This window comes from Variovorax sp. P1_H2 (assembly GCF_056405295.1).
Map to the genome: position 1 here is coordinate 1 of NZ_JBFUCJ010000067.1, position 21,920 is coordinate 21,920.

Below are 21,920 nucleotides of genomic sequence, written 5' to 3' on the forward strand. Positions count from 1 at the left end.
GATTCTGAATGTGCATGGCCTTTTTTTGGAACATAGTCGCAGCGAAGGGTTCCCCGGCGCGTGACCGGAGCGCAGTTTTAGCATGCGGCGGCGGCAGTGGGTGCGACCATCCGTTGCAGCAGCGGCTGGCGGGCCCGCACGGCCTCGCGCGGCCCCGCATCGACGACCCGGCCGGGCTGCTGCTCATCCCAGGGCGTCCGCGCTACTTCTGCGGTATCGGCGTGGCGCGATCGATGGGCACCGCGGTGACTGCGTTCTTGGGCGAGCCGTCGATCAGCAGGTCGGAGTAGGTCAGGTAGACCAGCGTGTTGCGCTTCGCGTCGACCATGCGCACCACGCGCAGCCGCTTGAAGAGCACCGACAGCCGTTCGCTGTAGACCTCCTCGCGCTTGGGCAGCGGCTGGGTCACGCTGACCGGGCCCACCTGGCGGCAGGCGATCGAGGCCTCGGACTTGTCTTCGGCCAGGCCGAGCGCGCCCGAGACGCCGCCGGTCTTGGCGCGCGAGACGTAGCAGGTCACGCCGCTGACCTTCGGATCGTCGTAGGCCTCGACCACGATCTTGTGGTCGGGGCCGATCAACTTGAAGGCGGTGTCGACTTCGCCGACCTGCTCGGCGCCGGCGATCGTGGCGGCGAATGCCGCATAAAGGAAGATCGGCGACCGCAGCCAGTGCTTCATACGATGTCCACCGTATGAACGCGGTCGAAGCTGCCGCGCCGGCGGTCCTCGAAGTAGCGCTGCAGTGCCTCGCGCACCGTGCGGAAGGCGATCTCCTCCCATGGAATCTCGTCTTCCTTGAACAGCCGCGCCTCGAGAGTCTCGTGGCCCGGATCGAAGCGCTCGCTCAGCAGCCGGGCGCGATAGAACAGGTGGACCTGGCCGACGCGCACCACGCTCATCACGGCGAACAGGCCTTCCATCTCGTACTCGGCGCCGGCCTCTTCGTCGGTCTCGCGCGCCGCACCCTGCTCGGTGGACTCGCCGAGCTCCATGAAGCCGGCCGGCAGGGTCCACTTGCCCCAGCGCGGCTCGATGTTGCGCTTGCACAGCAGCACGCGGTCGCCGAGCACGGGAATGGTGCCGACCACGTTGAGCGGGTTCTCGTAGTGGATCGTGTTGCAGGCCGGGCAGACCGCGCGCTCCTTGGTGTCGCCGTCGTCCGGGATGCGGTAGACGACGGCGGTGCCGCAGTTCTTGCAGTGCTTGATGGGGACGCGCAGGATCATTGCATCAGGCCGCCCGCCGGGCCGCCCCAAGGGCGGACTGCGCCCCCTCGGGGGGCAGCGAATACACGCAGTGATGAGCGTGGGGGCATCATGATCAGGCCGCCCGCCGGGCCGCCCCAAGGGCGGACTGCGCCCCCTCGGGGGGCAGCGAATACACGCAGTGATGAGAGTGGGGGCACAACATGATCAGATGATCTTGACGCTGAGGCTGGGCAGTCCGGTGATCTCGCCGGCCAGCGTGTCGCCGGCCACCACGGCCGCCACGCCTTCCGGCGTGCCGGTGAAGATCAGGTCGCCGGGCTGCAGTTCCCAGGCGGCCGACAGGTGCTCGATGGTTTCGGCCAGGTTCCAGATCAGCTTGCTCACGTTGCTGCGCTGGCGGTCGGTGCCGCCGACCTGCACCGAGATCTCGGCGTGCTCGATGTCGCCGGCCTGCGCGGCGGGCACGATCGGGCCGATGGGGGCGCTCTGCTCGAAGCTCTTGCCGATGTCCCACGGGCGGCCTTGCTTCTTCATGTCGTTCTGCAGGTCGCGGCGCGTCATGTCGAGGCCGACCGCATAGCCGAAGATGTGCTTCATGGCGTCGGCGGCGGCGATGTTCTTGCCGCCGATGCCGATGGCCGCCACCAGTTCGATCTCGTGATGCAGGTTCTTGGTCAGGCTCGGGTAGGCCATGCTGCCGGTAGTGCCGGCATCGACCACCACCACGGCATCGGCCGGCTTCATGAAGAAGAAGGGCGGCTCGCGGCCGGTGAAACCCATTTCCTTCGCATGCTCCTCGTAGTTGCGGCCGACGCAATAGATGCGGTGCACCGGAAATCGCGCGGCCTGGCCGACCACCGGAATCGACACGACCGGGTGGGGGGTGAAAACAAACTCGGAAGTCATGGGAAAAGCGTCCTTTTTCAGCGAAATCGGCAGTGTGCCAGAGGGCAGGGCGGGTTGCCGGGGAGTGGCCGCGTCCGGCCGGCGCGGCTATGCTTGCCGGATGATGAAGCTGCACAACTATTTCCGTTCCTCCGCGTCCTTCCGAGTGCGCATCGCGCTGAATCTGAAGGGCCTCGACTACGAGTACATCCCGGTGCACATCGCACGCGGCGAACACAAGACCGGCCCCTTCGCTGCCATCTCCCCCGACCAGCTGGTGCCTCTGCTCGAGGACGAGGGCGAGCGCTTCACGCAGTCGATGGCCATCATGGAGTACCTCGAGGAGATCCAGCCCGAGCCTGCGCTGCTGCCGCACGATCCCGTGGGCCGTGCCCATGTGCGGGCGCTGGCCGAATCGATCGCCTGCGAGATCCATCCGTTGAACAACCTGCGCGTGCTCAAGTATTTGGTGCGCGAACTGAAGCTCGACGACGAGGCCAAGAACAGCTGGTATCGCCATTGGGTGCGCGTGGGCATGGAGGCCTTCGAACGCCAGCTCGCGCAACACCCGGCCGGCACCTACTGCTACGGCAACACGCCGACCATGGCCGACTGCTGCCTGGTGCCGCAGGTCTTCAACGGCCAGCGCTTCGATTGCGATTTCAGCGGCCTGCCGCGCACCATGGCGGCCTTCGAGGCCTGCATGCAGCTCGATGCGTTCCAGCGCGCCCAGCCGTCGCACTGCCCCGACGCCGAGGCATGAGACATCCGCCGGGCTGCTCCCAAGGCGAATACCGCAGCGCGTCGCGCGGAGGTTGACCCATGAGCCTGCCGCAAGCCTTGATTCCCGACTGGCCGCTGCCGCCTGGCATTCGCTCGCTCTGCAGCACGCGCRAAGGCGGTGTCTCGGCAGGCGCCTGCCATAGCCTGAACCTTGGCGGGCATGTCGGCGACGACCCCGCCCATGTGCGGGTCAACCGGGCTCGACTTCAGGAGGCGCTGGGGGTGCGGCCGGTGTTCCTGCAGCAGGTGCACGGCACCGGGCTGGTGTCGCTCGATGCCCGGAGCGCCGACGGCGCCAGCGCCGATGCCTGTACCACGACCGCGCGCGGCATCGCCTGCACGATCATGGTCGCCGACTGCCTGCCGGTGCTGTTCACCGACGAAGCGGGCCGCCGCGTGGCGGCCGCGCACGCCGGCTGGCGCGGGCTGGCCGACGGCGTGCTCGAGCGCACCGTGGATGCCTTTCAAGCCGAGGGCGGCGCATCGAAGCTCATGGCCTGGCTCGGCCCCTGCATCGGTCCCGATGCCTTCGAAGTCGGCGACGAGGTTCGTGCGGCCTTCGAGGCCGGTTCAGCGGCGGCGAATGCGGGCTTCCGTCCGGCCGGCGCCCCCGGCAAGTGGATGGCCGACTTGGCGGGACTGGCGCGCCAGCGGCTCCAGGCGGTCGGCGTCGCGCGGCTGCACGGCAACGACAGCAGCGAGGCCTGGTGCACCGTGCACAACCCGTTACGTTTTTTCTCGCACCGGCGCGACCGGGTCAGCGGCCGCTTCGCTGCCTGCATCTGGCGTGTCTGAACGGGCCCTGGCCGCCTGGATCGCGGCCTCGCGCTCGGCGGCTTCGCGGGCCTTGATCGCCCGCCGCCGGGCCGGCGTGCCCATCAGGTAAACCACCAGTGCCACCGGCAAAAGGCCGTAGAGTAGAAAGGTGAAGATCGCACCCAGCACGGTGCCGGTGGTGTTGGTGGCCTCGGCGACCGCCATCATCAGGGCAACATAGAGCCAGGCGATCACGACGAGGTGCATAGATGAAGTTTTCAGGAAGGTATGGCGGGCCGCACTGGTGGGGCCTTTGCGAATGCAGCATACTCAAAACCCGTTTGGACGAGGCGAGGCGCCAGGAGACAGCATGAATCACGCACAGGCCATTGGGGCCGAGACTTTCGCGCCCTTTCAGCAGGCGCTCACGCAGGGATGGGAGAAAGCCCTCGAATCCTTTCAATCGCTGGGCGCCCAGGGGGCTACCTCGGCGGGAGCGCCTTGGAGCCAGGTGCCCAAGCTCTCGATTTCCCCCGAGAAGCTCCGCCTGCTGCAGGAGCAGTACGTCGGCGAGGCCACCCAACTCTGGCAAAGCGGCTTCGCGGCCCAGGCCAGCGCCGACAAGCGATTTGCCGCCGCGGCTTGGGGCAGCAACCCGGTCTCGTCCTTCTCGGCCGCGATCTACCTGCTGAACGCGCGCACCCTCATGAGCATGGCGGAAGCGGTCGAAGCCGACGACAAGACCCGTTCGCGGCTTCGCTTCGCGGTCGAGCAATGGATGGCGGCCTCGGCGCCCAGCAACTACCTGGCTTTCAATGCCGAGGCGCAGAAGAAGGCGCTCGACACCCAGGGCGAGAGCATCGCCAAGGGCATCCAGAACCTGTTGCACGACCTGCAGCAGGGGCATGTGAGCATGACCGACGAAAGCGCCTTCGAGGTCGGCCGCAATGTCGGCAGCACCGAAGGCGCGGTGGTGTTCGAGAACGACCTGTTCCAGCTGCTCGAATACAAGCCGCTGACGGCCAAGGTCTTCGAGAGGCCGCTGCTGATGGTGCCGCCGTGCATCAACAAGTTCTACATCCTCGACCTGCAGCCCGAGAACTCGCTGATCCGCTATGCGGTGGAGCAGGGACACCGGGTGTTCGTGGTGAGCTGGCGCAATCCCGATCCGTCGATGGCGCACTACACCTGGGACCAGTACATCGAGGACGCGGCCATCAAGGCGATCCATGTCACCCGGGAAATCTCCGGCCAGGACAAGAAGGGCGGCCAGATCGACACCCTCGGCTTCTGCGTCGGCGGCACCATCCTCTCCACCGCGCTGGCCGTGCTGGCGGCGCGCGGCGAGCAGCCGGCCGCCTCGGTGACGCTGCTGACCACCTTGCTCAATTTCACCGACACCGGGGTGCTCGACATCTTCATCGACGAGAACTTCGTGCAGTTCCGCGAGCTGCAGATGGGGCAGGGCGGCCTGCTGCAGGGCGGCGAACTGGCCTCCACCTTCAGCTTCCTGCGGCCCAACGACCTGGTCTGGAACTACGTGGTGGGCAACTACCTCAAGGGCGAGACGCCGCCGCCTTTCGACCTGCTCTACTGGAACAGCGACGCCACCAACCTGCCGGGCCCGATGTACTGCTGGTATCTGCGCAATACCTACCACGAGAACAAGCTCGCGGTGCCGGGTGCGCTGACCGTGGCCGGCGAGCAGGTCGATCTCGGCGCCATCGACGCGCCGGTCTACATCTACGGCTCGCGCGAGGACCACATCGTGCCGATCGGCGGTGCCTATGCGTCGACGCAGCTGCTGAGCGGCAAGAAGCGCTTCGTGATGGGCGCCTCGGGCCACATCGCCGGCGTGATCAATCCGCCGGCCAAGAAGAAGCGCAGCCACTGGATCCGCGCCGACGGCAAGCTGCCGAAGACACAGGCCGAATGGCTGGCAGGCGCGACCGAGCATCCCGGCAGCTGGTGGACCGACTGGTCCGACTGGCTGAAGACCCACGCGGGCAAGCAGATCGCTGCCCCCAAGGCTTATGGCAAGGGCAGCGCCTACAAGGCGATCGAGCCGGCGCCGGGCCGCTACGTCAAGGCCAAGGCCTGACCCTCACCTTTTCTGTCATTTCAATCCACGCATCGGAGAGCACACCATGGAAGACATCGTCATCGTTTCAGCCGCACGCACCGCCGTGGGCAAGTTCGGCGGATCGCTGGCCGGCATCCCGGCCACCGAGCTCGGCGCCATCGTGATCAAGGAGGTGCTGGCGCGCGCCAAGGTCGGCAGCGACCAGATCGGCGAAGTCATCATGGGCCAGGTACTGGCCGCGGGCAGCGGCCAGAACCCGGCGCGCCAGGCGCTGCTGAAGAGCGGCATCACCAAGGAGACGCCGGCGCTGACCATCAACGCGGTCTGCGGCTCGGGCCTCAAGGCCGTGATGCTGGCGGCGCAGGCGGTGGCCACCGGCGACAGCGAGATCGTCATCGCGGGCGGCCAGGAGAGCATGAGCCTGGCGCCTCACGTGCTGCCCAATTCGCGCAACGGCCAGCGCATGGGCGACTGGAAGCTGGTCGACACCATGATCGTGGACGGCCTGTGGGACGTCTACAACCAGTACCACATGGGCATCACGGCCGAGAACGTCGCCAAGAAGTACGACATCAGCCGCGCCGCCCAGGACGAGCTGGCGCTCGGCAGCCAGACCAAGGCGGCCGCCGCGCAGGACGCCGGCAAGTTCAAGGACGAGATCGTCGCGGTCAACATCCCGCAGAAGAAGGGCGACCCGGTGGTCTTCGCCCAGGACGAGTTCATCAATCGCAAGAGCAGCGCCGAGGGCCTGGCCGCCCTGCGCCCGGCCTTCGACAAGGCGGGCGGCGTCACGGCCGGCAACGCCTCGGGCCTCAATGACGGCGCCGCCGCCGTGATGGTCATGACCGCCAAGAAGGCGGCTGCGCTGGGCCTGAAGCCGCTGGGCCGCATCGCCAGCTTTGCCAGCACCGGCCTCGATCCGGCCTTCATGGGCATGGGCCCGGTGCCGGCCTCGCAGAAGGCGCTGCAGCGCGCCGGCTGGAAGCCGCAGGACCTCGACCTGCTCGAGATCAACGAGGCCTTCGCGGCCCAGGCCTGTGCGGTGAACCGCGAGATGGGCTGGGACGTCAGCAAGGTCAATGTGAACGGGGGTGCGATCGCCATCGGCCACCCGATCGGCGCGTCCGGCTGCCGCATCCTGGTGACCCTGCTGCACGAGATGCAGCGCCAGAACGCCAAGAAGGGCATCGCCTCGCTGTGCATCGGCGGCGGCATGGGCGTGGCCCTGACGATCGAACGCTGACCCCTTGAACGACGAAGCGCTCTTCCGGCAGATCCGCGACGAGCTCTTCGTCGCCGCAGTGGGGGACGTGCTGGACACCCTGGGGTACCAGCACCAGTTTCTGCCGGCCGGCATTGCTCCGCTCGAGAAATCGATGCGCCTCGTCGGCCGCGCGATGCCGGTGCTCGAGGCCGATGTCATCAACGACGGCGCGCGCTCGGCCGGGCCGCTGTCGGGCAAGCCCTTCGGCCTGATGCTGGAGGCGCTCGACGACCTGAAGCCGGGCGAGATCTACATCGCGACCGGCGCCTCGCTGCGCTATGCGCTGTGGGGCGGCCTGATGTCGACGCGGGCGCAGCACCTGAAGGCGGCCGGCGCCATTCTCGATGGCTACGTGCGCGACGCCGGCGAGATCGAACGACTGGGCTTCGATGTGTTCTGTCGCGGCACCTATGCGCAGGACCAGGGCGTGCGCGGCCAGGTGATCGACTACCGCTGCACGATCGAGATCGACGGCGTCCGCATCGCGCCCGGCGACCTGCTGTTCGGCGATCGCGAGGGCGTGCTGGTGATCCCGCGCGCGGTCGAGGCCGAGGCGGTGGCCAAGGCGCTCGACAAGGTGCGCACCGAGAACAAGGTGGCCGACGCGATCCGCGGCGGCATGAGCGCCTGCGAGGCGCTGGCCACCTTCGGCGTGATGTAGGGCTTCGTCAAGACCGAAGCCCCGGTCCGGGCCGCAAACGGCTCAATCGCCCAATTCGAGAAGCACGGGCTGATGGTCGGAGGCCTGCGTCTGCAGGTCGACCTCGACCCGACACACGCGCGGCGCCAGCGCATCGCTGACGAAGACGAAGTCGCAGGCCATCGGATCGGGGCCGTACGTGCGGTCGAAGAGCCGGAAGGTCGGGTCGTGCGGCCGCTCCGGATGGGCCAGCGGCCAGGCGTCCTGCAGCCGCCTGGCGAGCGTGCCGTCGGCCGGCAGCGCCGGATCGACGAAAGGCTGCACGATCTCGTCGTAGGCCGGGTCGGTGGCGGCCATGTTGAAGTCGCCGCACAGGATCGCCTGCGGCGTGTGCCGCTTGGCCTGGAAGGGCGAGACCTCCATCGGGTCCACGGGCGGCGCCGCAGCCTGCTCGCAGGCTTCCAGATGCAGTGCCCGCAGGGCGCGGGCCTGCGCCAGGCGCTGGCTCGCCGAGTAGTACTCGAGGTGCGTGGTCATCACCCGCAGCGGGCCCAGCTCGGGGCTGCTCAACGTGACYACGGTGCACATGCGCGGCATGCTCGTCACGGTGGGATCGGCCGGCCAGGGCAGGGGGTGATGCTGGACGCGCGACACCGGCAGCCGGGTGGCGATCAGATTGCCGAAGCGCATCGACCGGCCGTCGGCGCCGAACTCCTCGACGGCGGCGCCGAAGAATAATCGGAAGCCCGGCAGCAAGGCCTGCAGTTCGGCCGGCTGGTCGCCGGGGCGGCCCGGCATCCCGCCGAAGCCCGAGGCGACTTCCTGCAGGCACAGCACGTCGAAGTCGGCCATGGCGCGTGCGCCGTCGACGATGCGCCGCGTGCTGACGACGCCGTCGAGGCCGCAGCACCACTGGGTGTTCCAGGTCACGAGTTTCATTTGATGCCGGCCCTCATGAAGCTCTGCACGAACTGTCGCTGAAAAAGCAGGAACGCGATCAGCAGCGGCGCCGAGGTCATCAGCGTGGCGGCCGTGATGACCGACCAGTCGACGCCCTGGTCGACCGATGAGAACACCTGCAGGCCGACCGTAAGCGGCCGCGCGTTGACGCTGTTGGTGATGATCAGCGGCCAGAGGAAATTATTCCAGTGGAAGCTCACCGACACCAGTGCGAAGGCGGTGTAGACCGGCCTGGCGAGTGGCACGTAGACGCGCCACAGCGTCTGCATCGCGCTCGCGCCCTCGACCCGCGCCGCGTCGTCGAGCTCCTTCGGGATGCCCATGAAGGTCTGGCGCAGCAGAAAGATCGCGAAGGCGGAGGCGAAGTAGGGCAGGCCGATCGCCAGCAGCGTGTCGACCAGGCCGAGCCGGGCCATGGTCTTGTAGTTCTCGACCAGGAGGATGTCCGGCATGATCATCAGCTGTACCAGCACCAGGGCGAAGGCGATGCCTCGGCCCTTGAACTCGTAGCGCGCAAAGGCATAGGCCGCGAGCGTGCCGAGCACCAGTTGCACCGCCAGCACCATGGCGACCAGCAACGTGGTGTTGAGGAAGTAGCGCGCGAAGGGCGCGGCTTCCCAGGCGCGGCGGAAGTTCTCCAGGGTGAGCGGCGCCGCCAGCGCGAAGCGCGTCGCGTACTCGGCCGGATGGAAGGCGGTCCAGACCGCGTAGGCCAGCGGCAGGATCCACAGCAGCGCGAGCAGCCAGGCGGCCAGCGTGTCGAGCAACGTCGGCTCGTTATAGGCCAGTCTCTGCGCCGCAGCCGTGCTCACAAGGCAAGCTCCGTGCTTCGCACTGCGGTGCGAGCGCCTTCGGGCGGCCGGGCGGCGTTCATTTGTAGTGAACCTTCTTGTCGAGCACGAAGAACTGGAACAGCGCGATGCCGGCGAGCACCACCACCAGCACCACCGTGATGGCCGAGGCGTAGGCCGTGTCCCAGAAGCTGAAGCCCACTTCGTACAGGTGATACAGCAGCAGGATCGACGCGTTGTCGGGCCCGCCGCGGGTCAGCACGAACAGGTGGTCGACCATGCGGAAGGCGTTGATGAAAGCGTTGACCAGCACGAACAGCGTGGTCGGCATCAAGAGCGGCCACTGCACCCGGCGGAAGAAGTACCAGCGCGAGGCGCCCTCGATGGCGGCCGCTTCGCGCAGGCTCGGATTGAGGGTCTGCAGCGCCGCGAGGTAGAAGATCATGAAGAAGCCGGCTTCCTTCCAGATCGCCACCAGCGTCACGGCGCCGAGCGCGGTCGAGGGGCTGCCGAGCCAATTGTGCGAGGGCAGGCCGAGGGCGCCCGTGATCTGCTCGAGCAGGCCGTACTGCGGCGTGTAGAAGAAGAGCCAGATGTTGGCCACGGCGATCATCGGCAGCACGGTCGGCGTGAAGAAGGCCATGCGCAGGAAGGCGCGGCCCGCGATGCGCTCGTTGACCCACAGCGCCATCGMCAGCGCCAGCGCGATCGACAGCGGGATGGTGGCGCCCGCGAACCAGAGGTTGTTGCGCACCGCTTTCCAGAACACCGGGTCGCCGGCCATCACCTGGTAGTTCTCGAGCCCGACCCAGACGCCGGCCCGGCTCCCCTTGGGCGTCGAGTAGAAGCTGTCGACCAGCGTCGAGACCGCCGGCCAGTGCGTGAACGCGACCAGCAGCACCAGCGCCGGCAACAGCAGCAGCCAGGCGTGCACCGCGTGGCGCGCTGCACGGCTGCCGGCGGCAATGCCGTGTGGGCTCATGAACGCGCGCCGGGCCTCACTTGAATGCGCGCAGGATGCGGTCGGCCTCGCGCTGCGCGTCCTGCATCGCCTGCGCCGGCGTCTTGCTGCCGGTCAGAGCGGCCTGCAGGCCGTCGTTGAGCGCCTTGGTCACGCGCTGGTTGTCGTGGGTGGAGAACTCGGCCACCGACACCGGCAACTGGTCGCGCGCCACCAGCGCCTGCGGGAAGCCGCGGCCGTACTTGCGCAGCGTGTCGGTCTCGTAGGCGGCCGGCGAGACCGCGACGTAGCCGGTGTCCATGCTCCACTGCGCGGCGCGCTCGGGCTGGGTGATCCACTTGATGAACCTGAAGGCCGCTTCCTGCTGGGCCGGCGTCGACTTCTTGAACAGGTAGAAATTGCCGCCGCCGGTCGGAGATCCCTTGCGCCGGTTGCCCGGGATCATGGCGACGCCGAAGTCGAACTTGGCGTTGGCCTTGATGTTGGTCAGGTTGCCGGTGGTGGTGTAGATGATGGCGGCCTTCTTCTCGAAGAAGTCCTTCGGCGTCGTGCCCCACTCGACCACGCCGGGCGGATGGATGCCGGCCTTGCCGAGGTCGACCCAGTACTGGAGCGCCTCGATCACCTTCGGGTCGTCGAACCTGACCTGGGTGCCGGCTTCGTTCGAGAGGATCGTGTCGTTCGGCGTGGTCAATGTCTGGAACAGCCAGTAGGGGAAGCCGCTGGAGGGAATCTGCACGCCCCATTGCGTGACCTTGCCGCTGGCGTCCTTTTTGGTCAGCTTGGAGGCGGCCGCCTTGAGTTCGGCCCAGTTCGTCGGCGGCTTCTCGGGATCGAGGCCGGCTTCCTTGAACAGTTCCTTGTTCCAGTACATGACCACGGTCGAGCGCTGGAACGGAATGCCCCAGGTCTTGCCGCCGGTCTGGCTGTTCATCATGAAGGCCTTGTAGAAACCGTTGAGCCAGGCCTTGTCTTCGGCGGTCTTGACGAAGTCGTCGAACGGGACGATCGCCTCCTCGTCGATCAGCGTGAACATGTCGGTCGACAGCAGCACCGAGGTGACCGGCGGCGTGCCCGACTTGTGCGCGGTCAAGGCCTTGACGACGGTTTCCTGGTAGGTGCCGGCGTAAATCGGCGAGACCTTCACGCCCGGGTTCTCCTTCATGAAGCCGGCCGCGAAGCCGTCGATGGTCTTGGCGATCGGGCCGCCGACGGCCACGGGGTAGTAGAACTGCAGTTCCACCGGTACCTGGGCACGCACCAGGCCGGCGCCGGCAGCGAACAGGCCGGCCGCGGCCAGCAGGGGCAGGGCCAGGCCCCGGACGAAGGTCTTGCGTTTCATGGTCGTCGTTTTCCTCGGGAATGAATCAATGTGTGCGGCGGCCGGCGGCATCGAAGCCATGGCCATCCTCGGCGGCCCAGCGCAGGCCGACCCGGTCGCCCGGCTGGGCCTGTCGCCGGCCGTCGGTGCGCACCAGCAGGACCTGGCTTCCGACCGCGCAGCGCAGCACCAGGTCGGCACCCAGGTATTCCAGGCTCTGCACCGTCGCGGGAATGCCCGCGGCGTCCAGGGTGATCGCTTCGGGCCGCACACCGAGGGTCGCGGCAGCGAGGCCGGCGGCGACGTCGCTGCCGGCGATCCGGCCGCCTTCGAGCGCCACCAGGTTCATCGCCGGCGTGCCGATGAAGCGGGCGGCGAAGGTCGTGGCGGGGCGGGCGTAGAGCGCGCGCGGCTTGCCGGCCTGCTCGACACGGCCGCGGTTCAGCAGCACCACCTGGTCGGCCATGCTCATGGCCTCGGTCTGGTCGTGCGTGACGTAGACCACCGTGAGGCCCAGCTGGCGCTGCAGGTCGCGCAGCTCGCGGCGCATGTCCTGCCGCAACTGGGCGTCGAGGTTCGACAGCGGCTCGTCCATCAGGCAGACCTTGGCCTGGGCCACCAGCGCCCGGCCCAGGGCCACGCGCTGCTGCTGGCCGCCCGAGAGCTGGCCCGGCTTGCGATCCAGCAGCGTGTCGAGGCCCAGCAGGGCCGCGGCCTCGCGCAGCCGGCGCGCGCTTTCGGCCGCGGGCGTCTTGCGCACCGACAATCCGAAGCCGATGTTCTCGGCCACGCTCAGGTGGGGGAACAGGGCGTAGTTCTGGAACACCATGGCGATCCCGCGTTGGGCGGGCGGCAGCCGGGTGACGTCGCGGCCGTCGATCAGCACCCGGCCCGCGCTGGCGGTTTCCAGCCCGGCCAGGATCCGCAGGGTGGTCGACTTGCCGCAGCCGGAAGGGCCGAGCAGGACGCAGAAGGAGCCGGGCTCGATGCGGAGGTTGACCGCCTGCAGCGCGGTGGCGTCGCCCCATGACTTGGCGATGTCGATCAGCTCGATGGAGGACATCGAATCAGTATATGGACCGCTTGTGACACCCGGTTGCATTGAGGGGTCAGTGTTTTCCTCATCGGGCGGGCTGCAAAAACTTCGCTAAAGTGATCAGCGCCTGTTCAGGCTCGCAAACACCAAGGAATCTTCATGAGCAAAAAAGTCGCATACGTCACCGGGGGCATGGGGGGCATCGGAACGGCCATTTGCCAGCGCCTGGCCAAGGACGGGTTCACCGTCATCGCCGGCTGCGGCCCCACCCGCGATCACGCCAAATGGCTGGCGGAGCAGAAGGCCGAGGGCTACGAGTTCCATGCCTCGGTCGGCAACGTCGGGGACTGGCAGTCCACCGTCGAGGCCTTCACCAAGGCCAAGGCCGAGCACGGCAGCATCGACGTGCTGGTCAACAACGCGGGCATCACGCGCGACCGGATGTTCCTCAAGATGACCCCTGAGGACTGGAGTTCGGTGATCGAGACCAACCTCAACAGCATGTTCAACGTCACCAAGCAGGTGGTCGGCGACATGGTCGAGAAGGGCTGGGGCCGGATCATCAACATCAGTTCGGTCAACGGCGCCAAGGGCCAGGCCGGCCAGACCAACTATTCGGCCGCCAAGGCCGGCATGCACGGCTTCACGATGGCCCTGGCGCAGGAGCTGGCCGCGAAGGGCGTGACCGTCAACACGGTCAGCCCGGGCTACATCGGCACCGACATGGTGAAGGCGATCCGCCAGGAAGTGCTCGACAAGATCATCGGCACCATCCCGGTCAAGCGACTGGGCGAGCCGAGCGAGATCGCCTCTATCATCGCCTGGCTGGCGACGGACGAAGGTGGCTATTCCACCGGGGCCGATTTCTCGGTCAACGGCGGGCTTCACATGCACTGAGGAGCGCTCCGCACAAGACCACGAGGAAACCCGCTACGGCGGGTTTTTTCATTTGCGCGAAGCCTTCGCCGGCCTCTGTCTCCCAATCCAACACATCACAACCAGGAGATCCTCGCATGACTCCCTCACCGACGCCGGCCGTGCCGGCAAAGAAACTCCCGCTCTACCGCTCGCTCTATGTCCAGGTCATCACCGCCGTGGTCATCGGCGTGCTGCTCGGGCATTTCTATCCCTCCGTCGGCGAAACCATGAAGCCGCTCGGCGACGGCTTCATCAAGCTGATCAAGATGATGATCGCGCCGATCATCTTCTGCACCGTGGTGGTCGGCATCGCGGGCATGGAGGACATGAAGAAGGTCGGCAAGACGGGCGGCCTGGCGCTGCTGTACTTCGAGATCGTCAGCAGCATCGCGCTGGTGGTCGGGCTGGTGCTGGTCAACCTGTTCCAGCCGGGCGCCGGCATGAACATCGACCCGGCTTCGCTCGACACGCGGGCGCTGGCGGCCTACACCGGCCCGGGCAAGATGGAGGGCACGGTCGACTTCCTGCTGCACGTCATTCCCAACACCCTGGTCGACGCCTTCGCCAAGGGAGAGATCCTGCAGGTGCTGCTGATCGCGGTGCTGTTCGGCTTCGCGCTGCATCGCTTCGGCGGCCGCGGCACGCTGGTGTTCGACCTCATCGAGAAGGGCTCGCACGTGCTCTTCGTGATCGTCAACTACATCATGAAGCTGGCGCCGATCGGCGCCTTCGGCGCCATGGCCTTCACCATCGGCAAGTACGGCATCGGCTCGCTGTTCTCGCTCGGCAAGCTGATGGGCACCTTCTACCTGACCTGCCTGCTGTTCATCTTCGTGGTGCTCGGTCTCATTGCGCGCTTCCATGGCTTCAGCATCTGGAAGTTCATCAAGTACATCAAGGAAGAACTGCTGATCGTGCTGGGCACCTCGTCCTCCGAATCGGTGCTGCCGCGCATGATGGAGAAAATGGAGAACCTGGGCGCCAACAAGACGACGGTCGGCCTGGTGATCCCGACCGGCTATTCCTTCAACCTCGACGGCACCTCGATCTATTTGACGATGGCGGCAGTTTTCATTGCCCAGGCCACCAACACGCCGATGACGCTGATGCAGGAGATCACGCTGCTGGGCGTGCTGCTGCTGACCTCGAAGGGCGCCGCCGGCGTCACCGGCAGCGGCTTCATCGTGCTGGCGGCCACGCTCTCGGCGGTCGGCCACGTCCCGGTGGCGGGGCTGGCGCTGATCCTCGGCATCGACCGCTTCATGTCGGAAGCACGGGCGCTGACCAACCTGATCGGCAATGGCGTGGCCACCATCGTGGTCGCCAAGTGGACCGACGCGCTGGACACGGAACGCCTGCAGGCGGGCCTCGACAACGAGACCTGGATCGAGGCCCAGGAGCCCGAGGAACTGGTCAACGCCCGTACCGGAAAGATGGCCACCTGAGGCCGTCGCGGGCAACGAGGACGAGGCGCGCCTGCTGACGCAGCAGGACGCGGTCACGGTCTGCCTGGGCGAGCAGGAACTGGCGCAGGCGATGACCCGGATGGCCGGCGCCTGATCCGGCGCCGCCCGTCAGAGGTCCTCGATCACCAGCAGGCGGTAGCGCTGCGCAATCGAGAACGGCGCCGTGCGCACATGCTTCATCAGCCGGCTTGCGGTGGCTTCGTCCCGGGTCTTGACCAGCAGCGCCGTGTGGCCTTCGCGCGCCAGCTTGGTGTAGGCGCGGACCGTGGCGGCATCGGTGCCGGCCGAGGGCAGCGTGCTGTCGGTCTCCCGCACGGTCGGCGTGATCTGTTCGAGGACCACGTGGGGCGGTATCAGGTAGATCTCGTCGCCGCTGAAGCCGTCTTCCAGCAGCAGATGGCCCACGCGGCTGGCTTCTTTCGCGTCCGGAAACATCACGAAGGTGTGGCCGGTCGGATAGAAGGCGCCGCCGACCGCAGCGGTCATGTGGGGGTCCAGGTTGAAATGCTTCATGTCTCCTCCGCGCGTGGATGGGATGCTTCAGCTTAGGCCGCTGCGGGAGAATTGCACGTAGGTGAAACTTGGCGGAAGTTGCAAACCGCCTACAAATGCGCATTTGGCGCATGCGGTTCTTGCATTTTTTATTACGAGTAGTCACATTTGCAACAATTCGTGAAATTGTGACTAGGTGTTGTTGGGGGGGCTGAATAGGATTCAAACGTCCAATCCAAAAACCCTCCTAACTCCATGTCGCAATTGCGGAATATCGCGCTGACCGTGCAAGAACTCGAAGAGGGCGAGTTCTATTGGGTCTTGCTGGAGGCGACCGACTACGCGATGGAAGAAGCGCTTCCTTTTCTGCCCATCGAGGCGGCCGTCGATCCGCAAGCGAACTACGCCAACGCCCTGGTGGCCGGCGTCGCGGCGATCCGGAAGATGTTCGGCAAGGAGGGGCCGCGCGACTGAGCGAAGCGGCCCCGCATCCTGGATTGACCATGCAAAAACTTGGCGCGGCGAACGCCGCCGGCAGCATTGCGTTGGGGCTCGTGGGGTGGTTCTTCCGTCCCTCGACCTCCGCCGAATGGGCGGCATGGGTGCAGACCGTGGGCGTGCTGCTGGCGATCGCCTGGGCGGCGCGGCTGCAATTGGCCGCGTCGCGGCAAAGCCTGCGCCAGGCCGGGCAGGTGGCGGCGATGTTCGCCAACAACATGCACTGGGTTTTCCGCGAACTGAACGATGCCTGCGTGAAGCGCAGCTGGGCCGACTACGCGGTGCACCGGCGGGTCCTCGGGGAGATCCTGGCCCAGGGTCGCGAGGTGACGCTGCAACTGCTGGACGGCCGCTCGCTGGCCATGGTGACCAGCCTGCGGACCATCGCGGTCGAGGCGCTCGAGATCACCGAGGCCCACAGCGACAGCGGCAACTGGGCGTCGCTGCAGCTGTATTTCGACCGCCGGCTGCCGAGCATCGCGGCCTGGCTGTCGGCAACCGGGAATCCGCCGGAAAGCAGCGGTCCGACGGACTATGCGGGCCTGCGGACTTCCTTCGGCCAGCTGGGCGGGCTCTGACGGGCGCGCGCCGGCCGCGCCCGGACTCGCCTGCCGTGATCAGGCGACGGCCAGCGCGGCCTCCGCTGCGAGCGCCACGCCTGCCAGCCGCGCATCGTCGCCGCGCACGGAGGCGAGCATCAGCCCCGCAGGCAGCTCGCCGGCAGCGTGGCACGGCAGGCTGAAGGCACAGCCATCGAGCAGATTGATGGCGAAGGTGTTGCGCAGCAGGAGCCCGTTGGCCTGGAAGAAGGCGTCGTCCCGGGCCAGCGCCTCGATGGCCGGCGCGACGATCGGCACCGTGGGGCACAACAGCGCATCGAAGCCGTCGAGCGCATGCTCGACGCGCGCGATCCAGTCACGCCGCCGGTCCTGCATGCCGATGTAGTCGGCCGCGCGCACCTCGGTGCCCAGTGCGATGCGGGCCGCCACACGAGGGTCGAAGCTTGCGCGCCGGCTTGCGAAGCGCTCGCGGTGCACCGCGGCGGCTTCGACCGGCGAGAAGCCACCCGGTGCATTGACGGTCGCGATCTCCGCCAGTTCGGCCAGCGGGATGTCGACCACCTTCGCACCCGCTGCCGAAAGGACCTGCACGGCGCGGTCGAAGGCCCGTCCGACGGCGGCTTGGATGCCGTCGAACATCAGCGTCCTCGGCACCGCGAGGCGCATGCCTTCCAGCGGTCGCCTGTGCACTTTCAGCCGGGTGTCGGCGATCGCCGAATCCACGATCAGGCAATCCGCCACGCTGCGCGCCATGGCGCACACGGTGTCGAGGGAGCGCGCGAGTTCGAAGGCGCCCGTGCGCGGCACCCGCGACTGCGTGCTCTTGAATCCCACCAGTCCGCAGAGCGCCGCCGGAATGCGGATCGAGCCGCCGGTGTCGGAACCCAGTGCCGCGACCGCGAGGCCGAGTGCCACCGACACCGCCGCGCCCGAGGACGAACCGCCCGGAATGCGCGCGGTCACCGGGTCGGCGGGATTGCACGGCGTGCCCAGGTGCGGGTTGATGCCCACGCCCGAGAACGCGAACTCGCTCATGTTGGTCTTGCCGATGATGGCGGCGCCGTGCGCCCGCAGCCGTGCCACGGCGACGGCGTCGTGCGCCGCGGGCGGCTCGCCTTCGCAGGCGACGGAGCCGGCCATGGTGGTCTCGCCGCCGATGTCGTACAGGTCCTTGACCGACACCGGCAGGCCGGCGAGCGGGCCGGACTCGATCCCGGCCTTGCGCGCGGCGTCCGCGTGGCGGGCGGCGGCGCGCGCGGCATCGGCATACAGGCGGGTGAACACGTGCCGGGCGGCCGGAAGGGCCGCGCCGGCCAGCGCTTCGTCGACCAGGGCCTCGTGCGTCGTCTCGCCGCGGGCGATGCGTTCGCGCAGCGCCGCGATCGGGGAAGAGGGGGCGGGCCTGGCCATCAGGCCACCACCGGAAGCGGCCGCACCGCATAGCGATGCACGATGCGCCGCTGCAGCCGCGGGTCGTGCAGTTCGATTTCCATCCGCGCGGCCGGCCGGATGCCTTCGCCGCGCCCGTTGGGCAGTGCGCCGAGCGTGCCGCAGGTCATGAAGAGGCCTTCGGCGGGCGGGGCGCTGCGCTCCATGCCGTCGCGCAGCGCGGCCAGCGGCCGGATCGAGGCCAGCGTGCCGCGCTGGTAGTCGATCCAGCGGCCGTCCTCGTGGATGCGCGAACGCAGCGCCAGCGTGTCCTGGTGCGCCTGGACGTCGCGCCAGCGCCACGCCACCTCGGCCAGCGGCTTGGCGCACATCTGCTTGGAGACGGCGACCGAGTAGCTTTCCACCTGGCGGTCGGTGTGGTCCGAGCCGACGCTCAACCACCATTCGCCCCTCGAGAAGAAGAGCACCGGCTCGGCCTCGCCGGAGCTCTGGCCGCCCAGCGCCTCGATCGTCGGCGACTGGGTCAGCAACTGGGCCGCCACGCGGTAGTACAGCGGCACGCTGGAAGGGCGTGGCACCCCGAGGGCGGCGAGCTCCTCGATATGGTGCTCGATGGCCATGAGGTCGCGGCCGGTCCAGCCGGCGACCACCAGCGCGCTCGGCGCGATCCGGTGCAGGTCGATGGAGCGGGTGCCGTCCTCGGCGATGGCCTCGCAGGCGAAGTTCAACTGCAGGCTCATTCTCAGTCCTCCAGCGGCTTGCCCGCGGTTTCGCGTGCCGCCACGAGGGCGATCAAGGTCAGGCACAGGGCGGCGGCGACATAGAGCGACACGGCGGTCGTCGAGCCCGAGGACTTGAACAGGCTGGCGATGATCAGGGGTGCAAAGCCGCCGCCCACGATGCCGGCCAGCGTGTAGGCCAGCGAAGAGCCCGCATAGCGCACGCGGCTCGGGAACTGCTCGGTCACGAAGGCGGCCTGCGGGCCGTACATCATCGCGTGGATCAGCAGTCCGACCACCACGGCGGCGCAGATGGCCAGCGGCCGGGCCTGGTCCATGAGGACGAAGAACACGAAGGCCCAGACCATGCCGAGCAGGGCGCCCGCGATGTACACCGGGCGCCGCCCGATGCGGTCCGACAAGCTGCCGAAGAAGGGCACGGCAAGCGCGTTGCAGGCTGCGCCGATCATCGTGGCGGTGAGCGCCATGGGACGCGACAGGTGCAGCACCGTCGTCACGTAGGTCAGTGTGAACACCACCACCAGCGCATACAGCACGTCGGAGCCGATGCGCGAGCCGCCTGCCACCAGCAGCCGGCGCCAGTGCTGGCTCAGCACTTCCTTGATGGGCGTCTTGGCGGTGGCCTTCTTCTGCTCCATCTCGAGGAAGACCGGTGTCTCGTCCACCCCGCGGCGCAGCCAGAGGCCGAACAGCACCAGCGCCACGCTGGAGATCAGCGGAACGCGCCAGCCCCAGGCCTGGAATTCTTCGGGGCTCAGCCAGGCCGACACCAGGGCGATGAAGCCGGTGCCGATCAGGGTTCCGCACGAGGGGCCGACCTGCGTGAACGACGCGTTGCGGCCGCGCTCGTCGGGCTTGCCGTGCTCCATCGACAGCAACACCGCGCCGGCCCATTCGCCGCCGAGCGCAACGCCCTGCACGAAGCGCAGCGCGACCAGCGCCACCGGTGCCCAGATGCCCCAGCTGGCGTAGGTCGGCAGCAGGCCCATCAAGCCGGTGGAAATGCCCATGATGACCAGCGTGGCCACCAGCACGAAGCGCCGGCCCAGCCGGTCGCCGAGGTGCCCGAACACCACGCCGCCCAGCGGGCGCGAGATGTAGCCCACCGCGTAGGTCGAGAAGGCCAGGATGGTACCGGTCAGCGGGTCGAAGGACGGGAAGAAGATCGCGTTGAAGACCAGCGCGGCCATGATGTTGTAGACGGTGAAGTCGTACCACTCGAGCGTGGTGCCGACGGCGCTGGCCATCGCCAGGCGGCCCATCCGGGGCGACTTTCGGGTGGCTGCCGGGGCCAGCGGCGAGGCCGCGGCCGAAGCCGGCGGGTGGAGTGTGTATTCGGTCATGGGGAAGCTCTCGGGGTTCGGTAGGGGGGTGAATTCGGATCAGTTCGGGGCCAGTTCGTCGGCGCCCAGCTTCCAGCCCAGCGCCAGCAGCCAGGTGCCGGCCGGATCGGCATCCAGTGCGTCGGCGGCCGTACCGCCTGCGGTACGCGCCGCCTCGGCGCCGCTGGTTTCGATGACCAGCATCGGCTGCAGCACGCGGTGGTCGGTCGACTCGCGCGGCAAGGGCGTGCTGAGAGCGGGATCGGGCACCAGCAGGTAGGACTGCACGAAGCCCGCCTGGGCCGCCAGCCTGCGGCCGGTCTCGGCGGCGCGCGCCGCCAGCGCATCGGTGGCCGGGTTCGGGGCGAGCGGCAGGATCGCGAGATGGCTGCCGCTGCCGAAGCCGGTCACCGCAAGCACCGCGCAGACGCGGCGGATCGGCTCGCGCATGCGATCGAGCTGGGCCACCGACCACGGCGTCTGCCGCTCGAAGGCCGCGCGGTAGCCGGCGGAGCCGAACACGTCGAGCGAACGGGTACGGTACAGGCCCAGGTACTTGCGCCCGCCTGCCAGCGAGACGTAGCGCGCGCCCGACAGGAAGCCGGGAATGCGCACGCGCTCTTCCACATGCTCCTGGTCGTACCAGCGGTTGAAATCGGCCTCGTCAGCGGCCTCGATGTCGGAAGCGACGAACAGCAGGCCTGGAGCGGCTGCCGGCGTGTGGGGGCGAAGGGATTCGGGGGAGTTCATGCGGTGAAAGAGGGCGGGCCTTCGAGAAAGGAAGGCGCAATCTTCGGCCGCGAGGGCGCGCTGTCACAAACGGATTTTTGTGGGCGACAGGCACAAGAATTAATGGCCCCGTTTTGGGGCGCCCACGCCTCGAACTGAGGGTTAATCCCCTGTTGAAGGGTTCCAGCTTGGTGCTGTGACTGACGAGGTGAACTGGTCCGACGCCCGGCAGGCCAACTCCGCGACGAGGCGGATCGCGTCGGAATCGGCGGCCTCCAGATGGCTCACGACGAGCCGCTGCGGCGAGATCAGCGCATCGCATTCGATGATCCGCAGGTCGCCGCTGGCAACGTACTCGTAGATCGGCGGCAAGGGCACCAGCGCATTGCCGAAGCCGGCCTTGACCAGCCGGGCCAGCGCCGAGATCGAACTCACGCAATGGACCTTGCCGAGCGGAATGCCGGCGGCCCGATAGAGGTTCTTGAGCGCTTCGTGCGGCTGCGATCCCGGGCTCATCGTGAGCACGGGCTGGCGCAGGAGCTGTTCCACCGRCTGCGCCGGCTCGGCGGTCGGCGGGCCGACCCAGCCCATGGGCATCGGCAGGCAGGGTGTGCTCACGATGCCGGCGCCGCCGATGTGGTCGGTCTGCAGGGCGATGTCGAGCGCGCCTTCGCGCAGGCCGCGATGCAGCGCGCGGGTGGTTTCGGAGGTCAGTTGCACCTCGATGCCGGGATAGGTCGAGCGCAGGTTGGTGAGAAAGCCCAGCAGCCACGTATGGACCACGGTCTCGATGGCGCCGATGCGCACCAGCCCGAGCAGGTCTTCGCGCGGCCGGCCGAGCGAGACGATCTCGCGGCGAAGTTCGAGCAACCGCTCGCCGTAGTCGAGCAGGCGCACGCCCACGGGCGTCAGCCGCAGTTCGCGCGGGTCGCGCTCGAACAGGCGGGCGCCGATGTCTTCCTCGAGCGAGGCCACGCGATTGGACACCGCCGCCTGCGTGATGTGCAGGCGGTCGCCCGCCGCACGGAAGCTGCCCAGCCGCGCGGCCCAAAGGAAGGCTTCGACAAATCGTGTGTTCATGCGGGACCCTGCGGTCGATTCTGACAGCGTGCGGCCG

The 21,920-nt window shown here is 67.9% G+C and carries 24 protein-coding genes; 9 read left to right on the forward strand and 15 right to left on the reverse strand.

Features of this window, described 5'->3' with window-relative positions:
* Positions 1-202: 202 nt before the first annotated feature.
* From AC1D2E_RS21260 to AC1D2E_RS21270, 3 genes are all read right to left on the reverse strand, one after another.
* Positions 203-679 (reverse strand): CreA family protein, encoded by a 477-nt coding sequence (locus AC1D2E_RS21260; RefSeq protein ID WP_478199233.1) that lies wholly within the window; start codon positions 677-679, stop codon positions 203-205.
* Positions 676-1,227, reverse strand: a complete 552-nt coding sequence (locus AC1D2E_RS21265) for an NUDIX hydrolase (protein WP_478199234.1) — start codon at positions 1,225-1,227, stop codon at positions 676-678. Before AC1D2E_RS21265 ends, AC1D2E_RS21260 begins: the two co-directional genes overlap by 4 nt.
* Before the next feature lie 186 nt (positions 1,228-1,413).
* Positions 1,414-2,115: a fumarylacetoacetate hydrolase family protein gene (locus AC1D2E_RS21270; RefSeq protein WP_478199235.1), complete on the reverse strand. Its 702-nt coding sequence runs from the start codon at positions 2,113-2,115 to the stop codon at positions 1,414-1,416.
* A gap of 103 nt (positions 2,116-2,218) precedes the next feature.
* Between AC1D2E_RS21270 and maiA the strand changes: the two genes are divergently transcribed.
* Together maiA and pgeF are read left to right on the forward strand one after the other, a co-directional pair.
* Complete coding sequence (gene maiA / locus AC1D2E_RS21275; RefSeq protein ID WP_478172018.1) at positions 2,219-2,857, forward strand: maleylacetoacetate isomerase; 639 nt, start codon at positions 2,219-2,221, stop codon at positions 2,855-2,857.
* Between the two features lie 59 nt (positions 2,858-2,916).
* Positions 2,917-3,672, forward strand: a complete 756-nt coding sequence (gene pgeF / locus AC1D2E_RS21280) for a peptidoglycan editing factor PgeF (protein WP_478199236.1) — start codon at positions 2,917-2,919, stop codon at positions 3,670-3,672.
* On the opposite strand, the gene AC1D2E_RS21285 is transcribed toward pgeF, so the two are convergent.
* Complete coding sequence (locus tag AC1D2E_RS21285; protein WP_478199237.1) at positions 3,604-3,900, reverse strand: hypothetical protein; 297 nt, start codon at positions 3,898-3,900, stop codon at positions 3,604-3,606. The two genes, pgeF and AC1D2E_RS21285, sit on opposite strands and share 69 nt — an antisense overlap.
* A 103-nt stretch (positions 3,901-4,003) precedes the next feature.
* Between AC1D2E_RS21285 and AC1D2E_RS21290 the strand changes: the two genes are divergently transcribed.
* The 3 genes from AC1D2E_RS21290 to AC1D2E_RS21300 are packed head-to-tail and all read left to right on the forward strand — an operon-like array spanning position 4,004 to position 7,641.
* The gene (locus AC1D2E_RS21290; RefSeq protein ID WP_478199238.1) at positions 4,004-5,734 is read left to right on the forward strand and encodes a PHA/PHB synthase family protein; all 1,731 of its coding nucleotides are present in this window, start codon (positions 4,004-4,006) and stop codon (positions 5,732-5,734) included.
* Between the two features lie 46 nt (positions 5,735-5,780).
* Positions 5,781-6,959, forward strand: a complete 1,179-nt coding sequence (locus AC1D2E_RS21295) for an acetyl-CoA C-acetyltransferase (RefSeq protein ID WP_478199239.1) — start codon at positions 5,781-5,783, stop codon at positions 6,957-6,959.
* A 4-nt stretch (positions 6,960-6,963) separates the two neighbouring features.
* Positions 6,964-7,641, forward strand: a complete 678-nt coding sequence (locus AC1D2E_RS21300; RefSeq protein WP_478199240.1) for an RraA family protein — start codon at positions 6,964-6,966, stop codon at positions 7,639-7,641.
* 42 nt (positions 7,642-7,683) lie between these two features.
* Here the strand turns inward: AC1D2E_RS21300 and AC1D2E_RS21305 are convergent, their stop codons facing one another.
* From AC1D2E_RS21305 to AC1D2E_RS21325, 5 genes are read right to left on the reverse strand one after another with little or no spacing between them, the layout of a single operon-like run.
* Positions 7,684-8,559: an endonuclease/exonuclease/phosphatase family protein gene (locus AC1D2E_RS21305; protein ID WP_478199241.1), complete on the reverse strand. Its 876-nt coding sequence runs from the start codon at positions 8,557-8,559 to the stop codon at positions 7,684-7,686.
* Positions 8,556-9,392 (reverse strand): carbohydrate ABC transporter permease, encoded by an 837-nt coding sequence (locus AC1D2E_RS21310; RefSeq protein WP_478199242.1) that lies wholly within the window; start codon positions 9,390-9,392, stop codon positions 8,556-8,558. Before AC1D2E_RS21310 ends, AC1D2E_RS21305 begins: the two co-directional genes overlap by 4 nt.
* Before the next feature lie 58 nt (positions 9,393-9,450).
* Entirely contained in the window at positions 9,451-10,353 is a 903-nt protein-coding gene (locus AC1D2E_RS21315) for a carbohydrate ABC transporter permease (protein ID WP_478199243.1), read from the reverse strand.
* Positions 10,354-10,369: 16 nt separating this feature from the next.
* Positions 10,370-11,674: an ABC transporter substrate-binding protein gene (locus AC1D2E_RS21320; protein WP_478199244.1), complete on the reverse strand. Its 1,305-nt coding sequence runs from the start codon at positions 11,672-11,674 to the stop codon at positions 10,370-10,372.
* A gap of 25 nt (positions 11,675-11,699) precedes the next feature.
* Entirely contained in the window at positions 11,700-12,716 is a 1,017-nt protein-coding gene (locus tag AC1D2E_RS21325) for an ABC transporter ATP-binding protein (RefSeq protein ID WP_478199245.1), read from the reverse strand.
* 132 nt (positions 12,717-12,848) lie between these two features.
* On the opposite strand from AC1D2E_RS21325, the gene phbB reads away from it, so the two are divergent.
* Positions 12,849-13,586, forward strand: a complete 738-nt coding sequence (gene phbB, locus AC1D2E_RS21330) for an acetoacetyl-CoA reductase (RefSeq protein WP_478199246.1) — start codon at positions 12,849-12,851, stop codon at positions 13,584-13,586.
* Between the two features lie 116 nt (positions 13,587-13,702).
* Positions 13,703-15,052: a dicarboxylate/amino acid:cation symporter gene (locus tag AC1D2E_RS21335; protein ID WP_478199247.1), complete on the forward strand. Its 1,350-nt coding sequence runs from the start codon at positions 13,703-13,705 to the stop codon at positions 15,050-15,052.
* A 129-nt stretch (positions 15,053-15,181) separates the two neighbouring features.
* On the opposite strand, the gene AC1D2E_RS21340 is transcribed toward AC1D2E_RS21335, so the two are convergent.
* Entirely contained in the window at positions 15,182-15,586 is a 405-nt protein-coding gene (locus AC1D2E_RS21340) for a hypothetical protein (protein WP_478199248.1), read from the reverse strand.
* Positions 15,587-15,820: 234 nt separating this feature from the next.
* On the opposite strand from AC1D2E_RS21340, the gene AC1D2E_RS21345 reads away from it, so the two are divergent.
* Together AC1D2E_RS21345 and AC1D2E_RS21350 are read left to right on the forward strand one after the other, a co-directional pair.
* Positions 15,821-16,039, forward strand: a complete 219-nt coding sequence (locus tag AC1D2E_RS21345; RefSeq protein WP_478199249.1) for a hypothetical protein — start codon at positions 15,821-15,823, stop codon at positions 16,037-16,039.
* Between the two features lie 29 nt (positions 16,040-16,068).
* Positions 16,069-16,641 carry a hypothetical protein gene (locus AC1D2E_RS21350; protein ID WP_478199250.1) on the forward strand — a complete coding sequence of 191 codons (573 nt, stop codon included), beginning with the start codon at positions 16,069-16,071 and terminating at the stop codon, positions 16,639-16,641.
* Between the two features lie 39 nt (positions 16,642-16,680).
* On the opposite strand, the gene AC1D2E_RS21355 is transcribed toward AC1D2E_RS21350, so the two are convergent.
* From AC1D2E_RS21355 to AC1D2E_RS21375, 5 genes are all read right to left on the reverse strand, one after another.
* Positions 16,681-18,033: an amidase gene (locus AC1D2E_RS21355; RefSeq protein ID WP_478199251.1), complete on the reverse strand. Its 1,353-nt coding sequence runs from the start codon at positions 18,031-18,033 to the stop codon at positions 16,681-16,683.
* Positions 18,033-18,752: a DUF2848 domain-containing protein gene (locus tag AC1D2E_RS21360; RefSeq protein WP_478199252.1), complete on the reverse strand. Its 720-nt coding sequence runs from the start codon at positions 18,750-18,752 to the stop codon at positions 18,033-18,035. Before AC1D2E_RS21360 ends, AC1D2E_RS21355 begins: the two co-directional genes overlap by 1 nt.
* Positions 18,753-18,754: 2 nt before the next feature.
* On the reverse strand, positions 18,755-20,095 hold the full coding sequence (locus tag AC1D2E_RS21365; RefSeq protein WP_478171793.1) for an MFS transporter: 1,341 nt from the start codon (positions 20,093-20,095) through the stop codon (positions 18,755-18,757).
* A gap of 39 nt (positions 20,096-20,134) precedes the next feature.
* Positions 20,135-20,824, reverse strand: coding sequence for a hypothetical protein (locus AC1D2E_RS21370; protein WP_478199253.1), 690 nt, complete (start codon positions 20,822-20,824; stop codon positions 20,135-20,137).
* Between the two features lie 141 nt (positions 20,825-20,965).
* Positions 20,966-21,883, reverse strand: coding sequence for a LysR family transcriptional regulator (locus tag AC1D2E_RS21375; protein ID WP_478199254.1), 918 nt, complete (start codon positions 21,881-21,883; stop codon positions 20,966-20,968).
* Positions 21,884-21,920 lie beyond the last annotated feature (37 nt).

Bases quoted from the DNA above. Each gene is read 5' to 3' on its own strand.
- AC1D2E_RS21320 (WP_478199244.1), bottom strand. From the start codon at position 11,674: ATGAAACGCAAGACCTTCGTCCGGGGCCTGGCCCTGCCCCTGCTGGCC.
- phbB (WP_478199246.1), top strand. From the start codon at position 12,849: ATGAGCAAAAAAGTCGCATACGTCACCGGGGGCATGGGGGGCATCGGA.
- AC1D2E_RS21365 (WP_478171793.1), bottom strand. From the start codon at position 20,095: ATGACCGAATACACACTCCACCCGCCGGCTTCGGCCGCGGCCTCGCCG.
- AC1D2E_RS21355 (WP_478199251.1), bottom strand. From the start codon at position 18,033: ATGGCCAGGCCCGCCCCCTCTTCCCCGATCGCGGCGCTGCGCGAACGC.
- AC1D2E_RS21295 (WP_478199239.1), top strand. From the start codon at position 5,781: ATGGAAGACATCGTCATCGTTTCAGCCGCACGCACCGCCGTGGGCAAG.
- AC1D2E_RS21370 (WP_478199253.1), bottom strand. From the start codon at position 20,824: ATGAACTCCCCCGAATCCCTTCGCCCCCACACGCCGGCAGCCGCTCCA.
- AC1D2E_RS21260 (WP_478199233.1), bottom strand. From the start codon at position 679: ATGAAGCACTGGCTGCGGTCGCCGATCTTCCTTTATGCGGCATTCGCC.
- AC1D2E_RS21360 (WP_478199252.1), bottom strand. From the start codon at position 18,752: ATGAGCCTGCAGTTGAACTTCGCCTGCGAGGCCATCGCCGAGGACGGC.
- AC1D2E_RS21270 (WP_478199235.1), bottom strand. From the start codon at position 2,115: ATGACTTCCGAGTTTGTTTTCACCCCCCACCCGGTCGTGTCGATTCCG.
- AC1D2E_RS21345 (WP_478199249.1), top strand. From the start codon at position 15,821: ATGTCGCAATTGCGGAATATCGCGCTGACCGTGCAAGAACTCGAAGAG.
- AC1D2E_RS21285 (WP_478199237.1), bottom strand. From the start codon at position 3,900: ATGCACCTCGTCGTGATCGCCTGGCTCTATGTTGCCCTGATGATGGCG.
- AC1D2E_RS21265 (WP_478199234.1), bottom strand. From the start codon at position 1,227: ATGATCCTGCGCGTCCCCATCAAGCACTGCAAGAACTGCGGCACCGCC.
- AC1D2E_RS21340 (WP_478199248.1), bottom strand. From the start codon at position 15,586: ATGAAGCATTTCAACCTGGACCCCCACATGACCGCTGCGGTCGGCGGC.
- AC1D2E_RS21325 (WP_478199245.1), bottom strand. From the start codon at position 12,716: ATGTCCTCCATCGAGCTGATCGACATCGCCAAGTCATGGGGCGACGCC.
- AC1D2E_RS21290 (WP_478199238.1), top strand. From the start codon at position 4,004: ATGAATCACGCACAGGCCATTGGGGCCGAGACTTTCGCGCCCTTTCAG.
- AC1D2E_RS21335 (WP_478199247.1), top strand. From the start codon at position 13,703: ATGACTCCCTCACCGACGCCGGCCGTGCCGGCAAAGAAACTCCCGCTC.
- maiA (WP_478172018.1), top strand. From the start codon at position 2,219: ATGAAGCTGCACAACTATTTCCGTTCCTCCGCGTCCTTCCGAGTGCGC.
- AC1D2E_RS21350 (WP_478199250.1), top strand. From the start codon at position 16,069: ATGCAAAAACTTGGCGCGGCGAACGCCGCCGGCAGCATTGCGTTGGGG.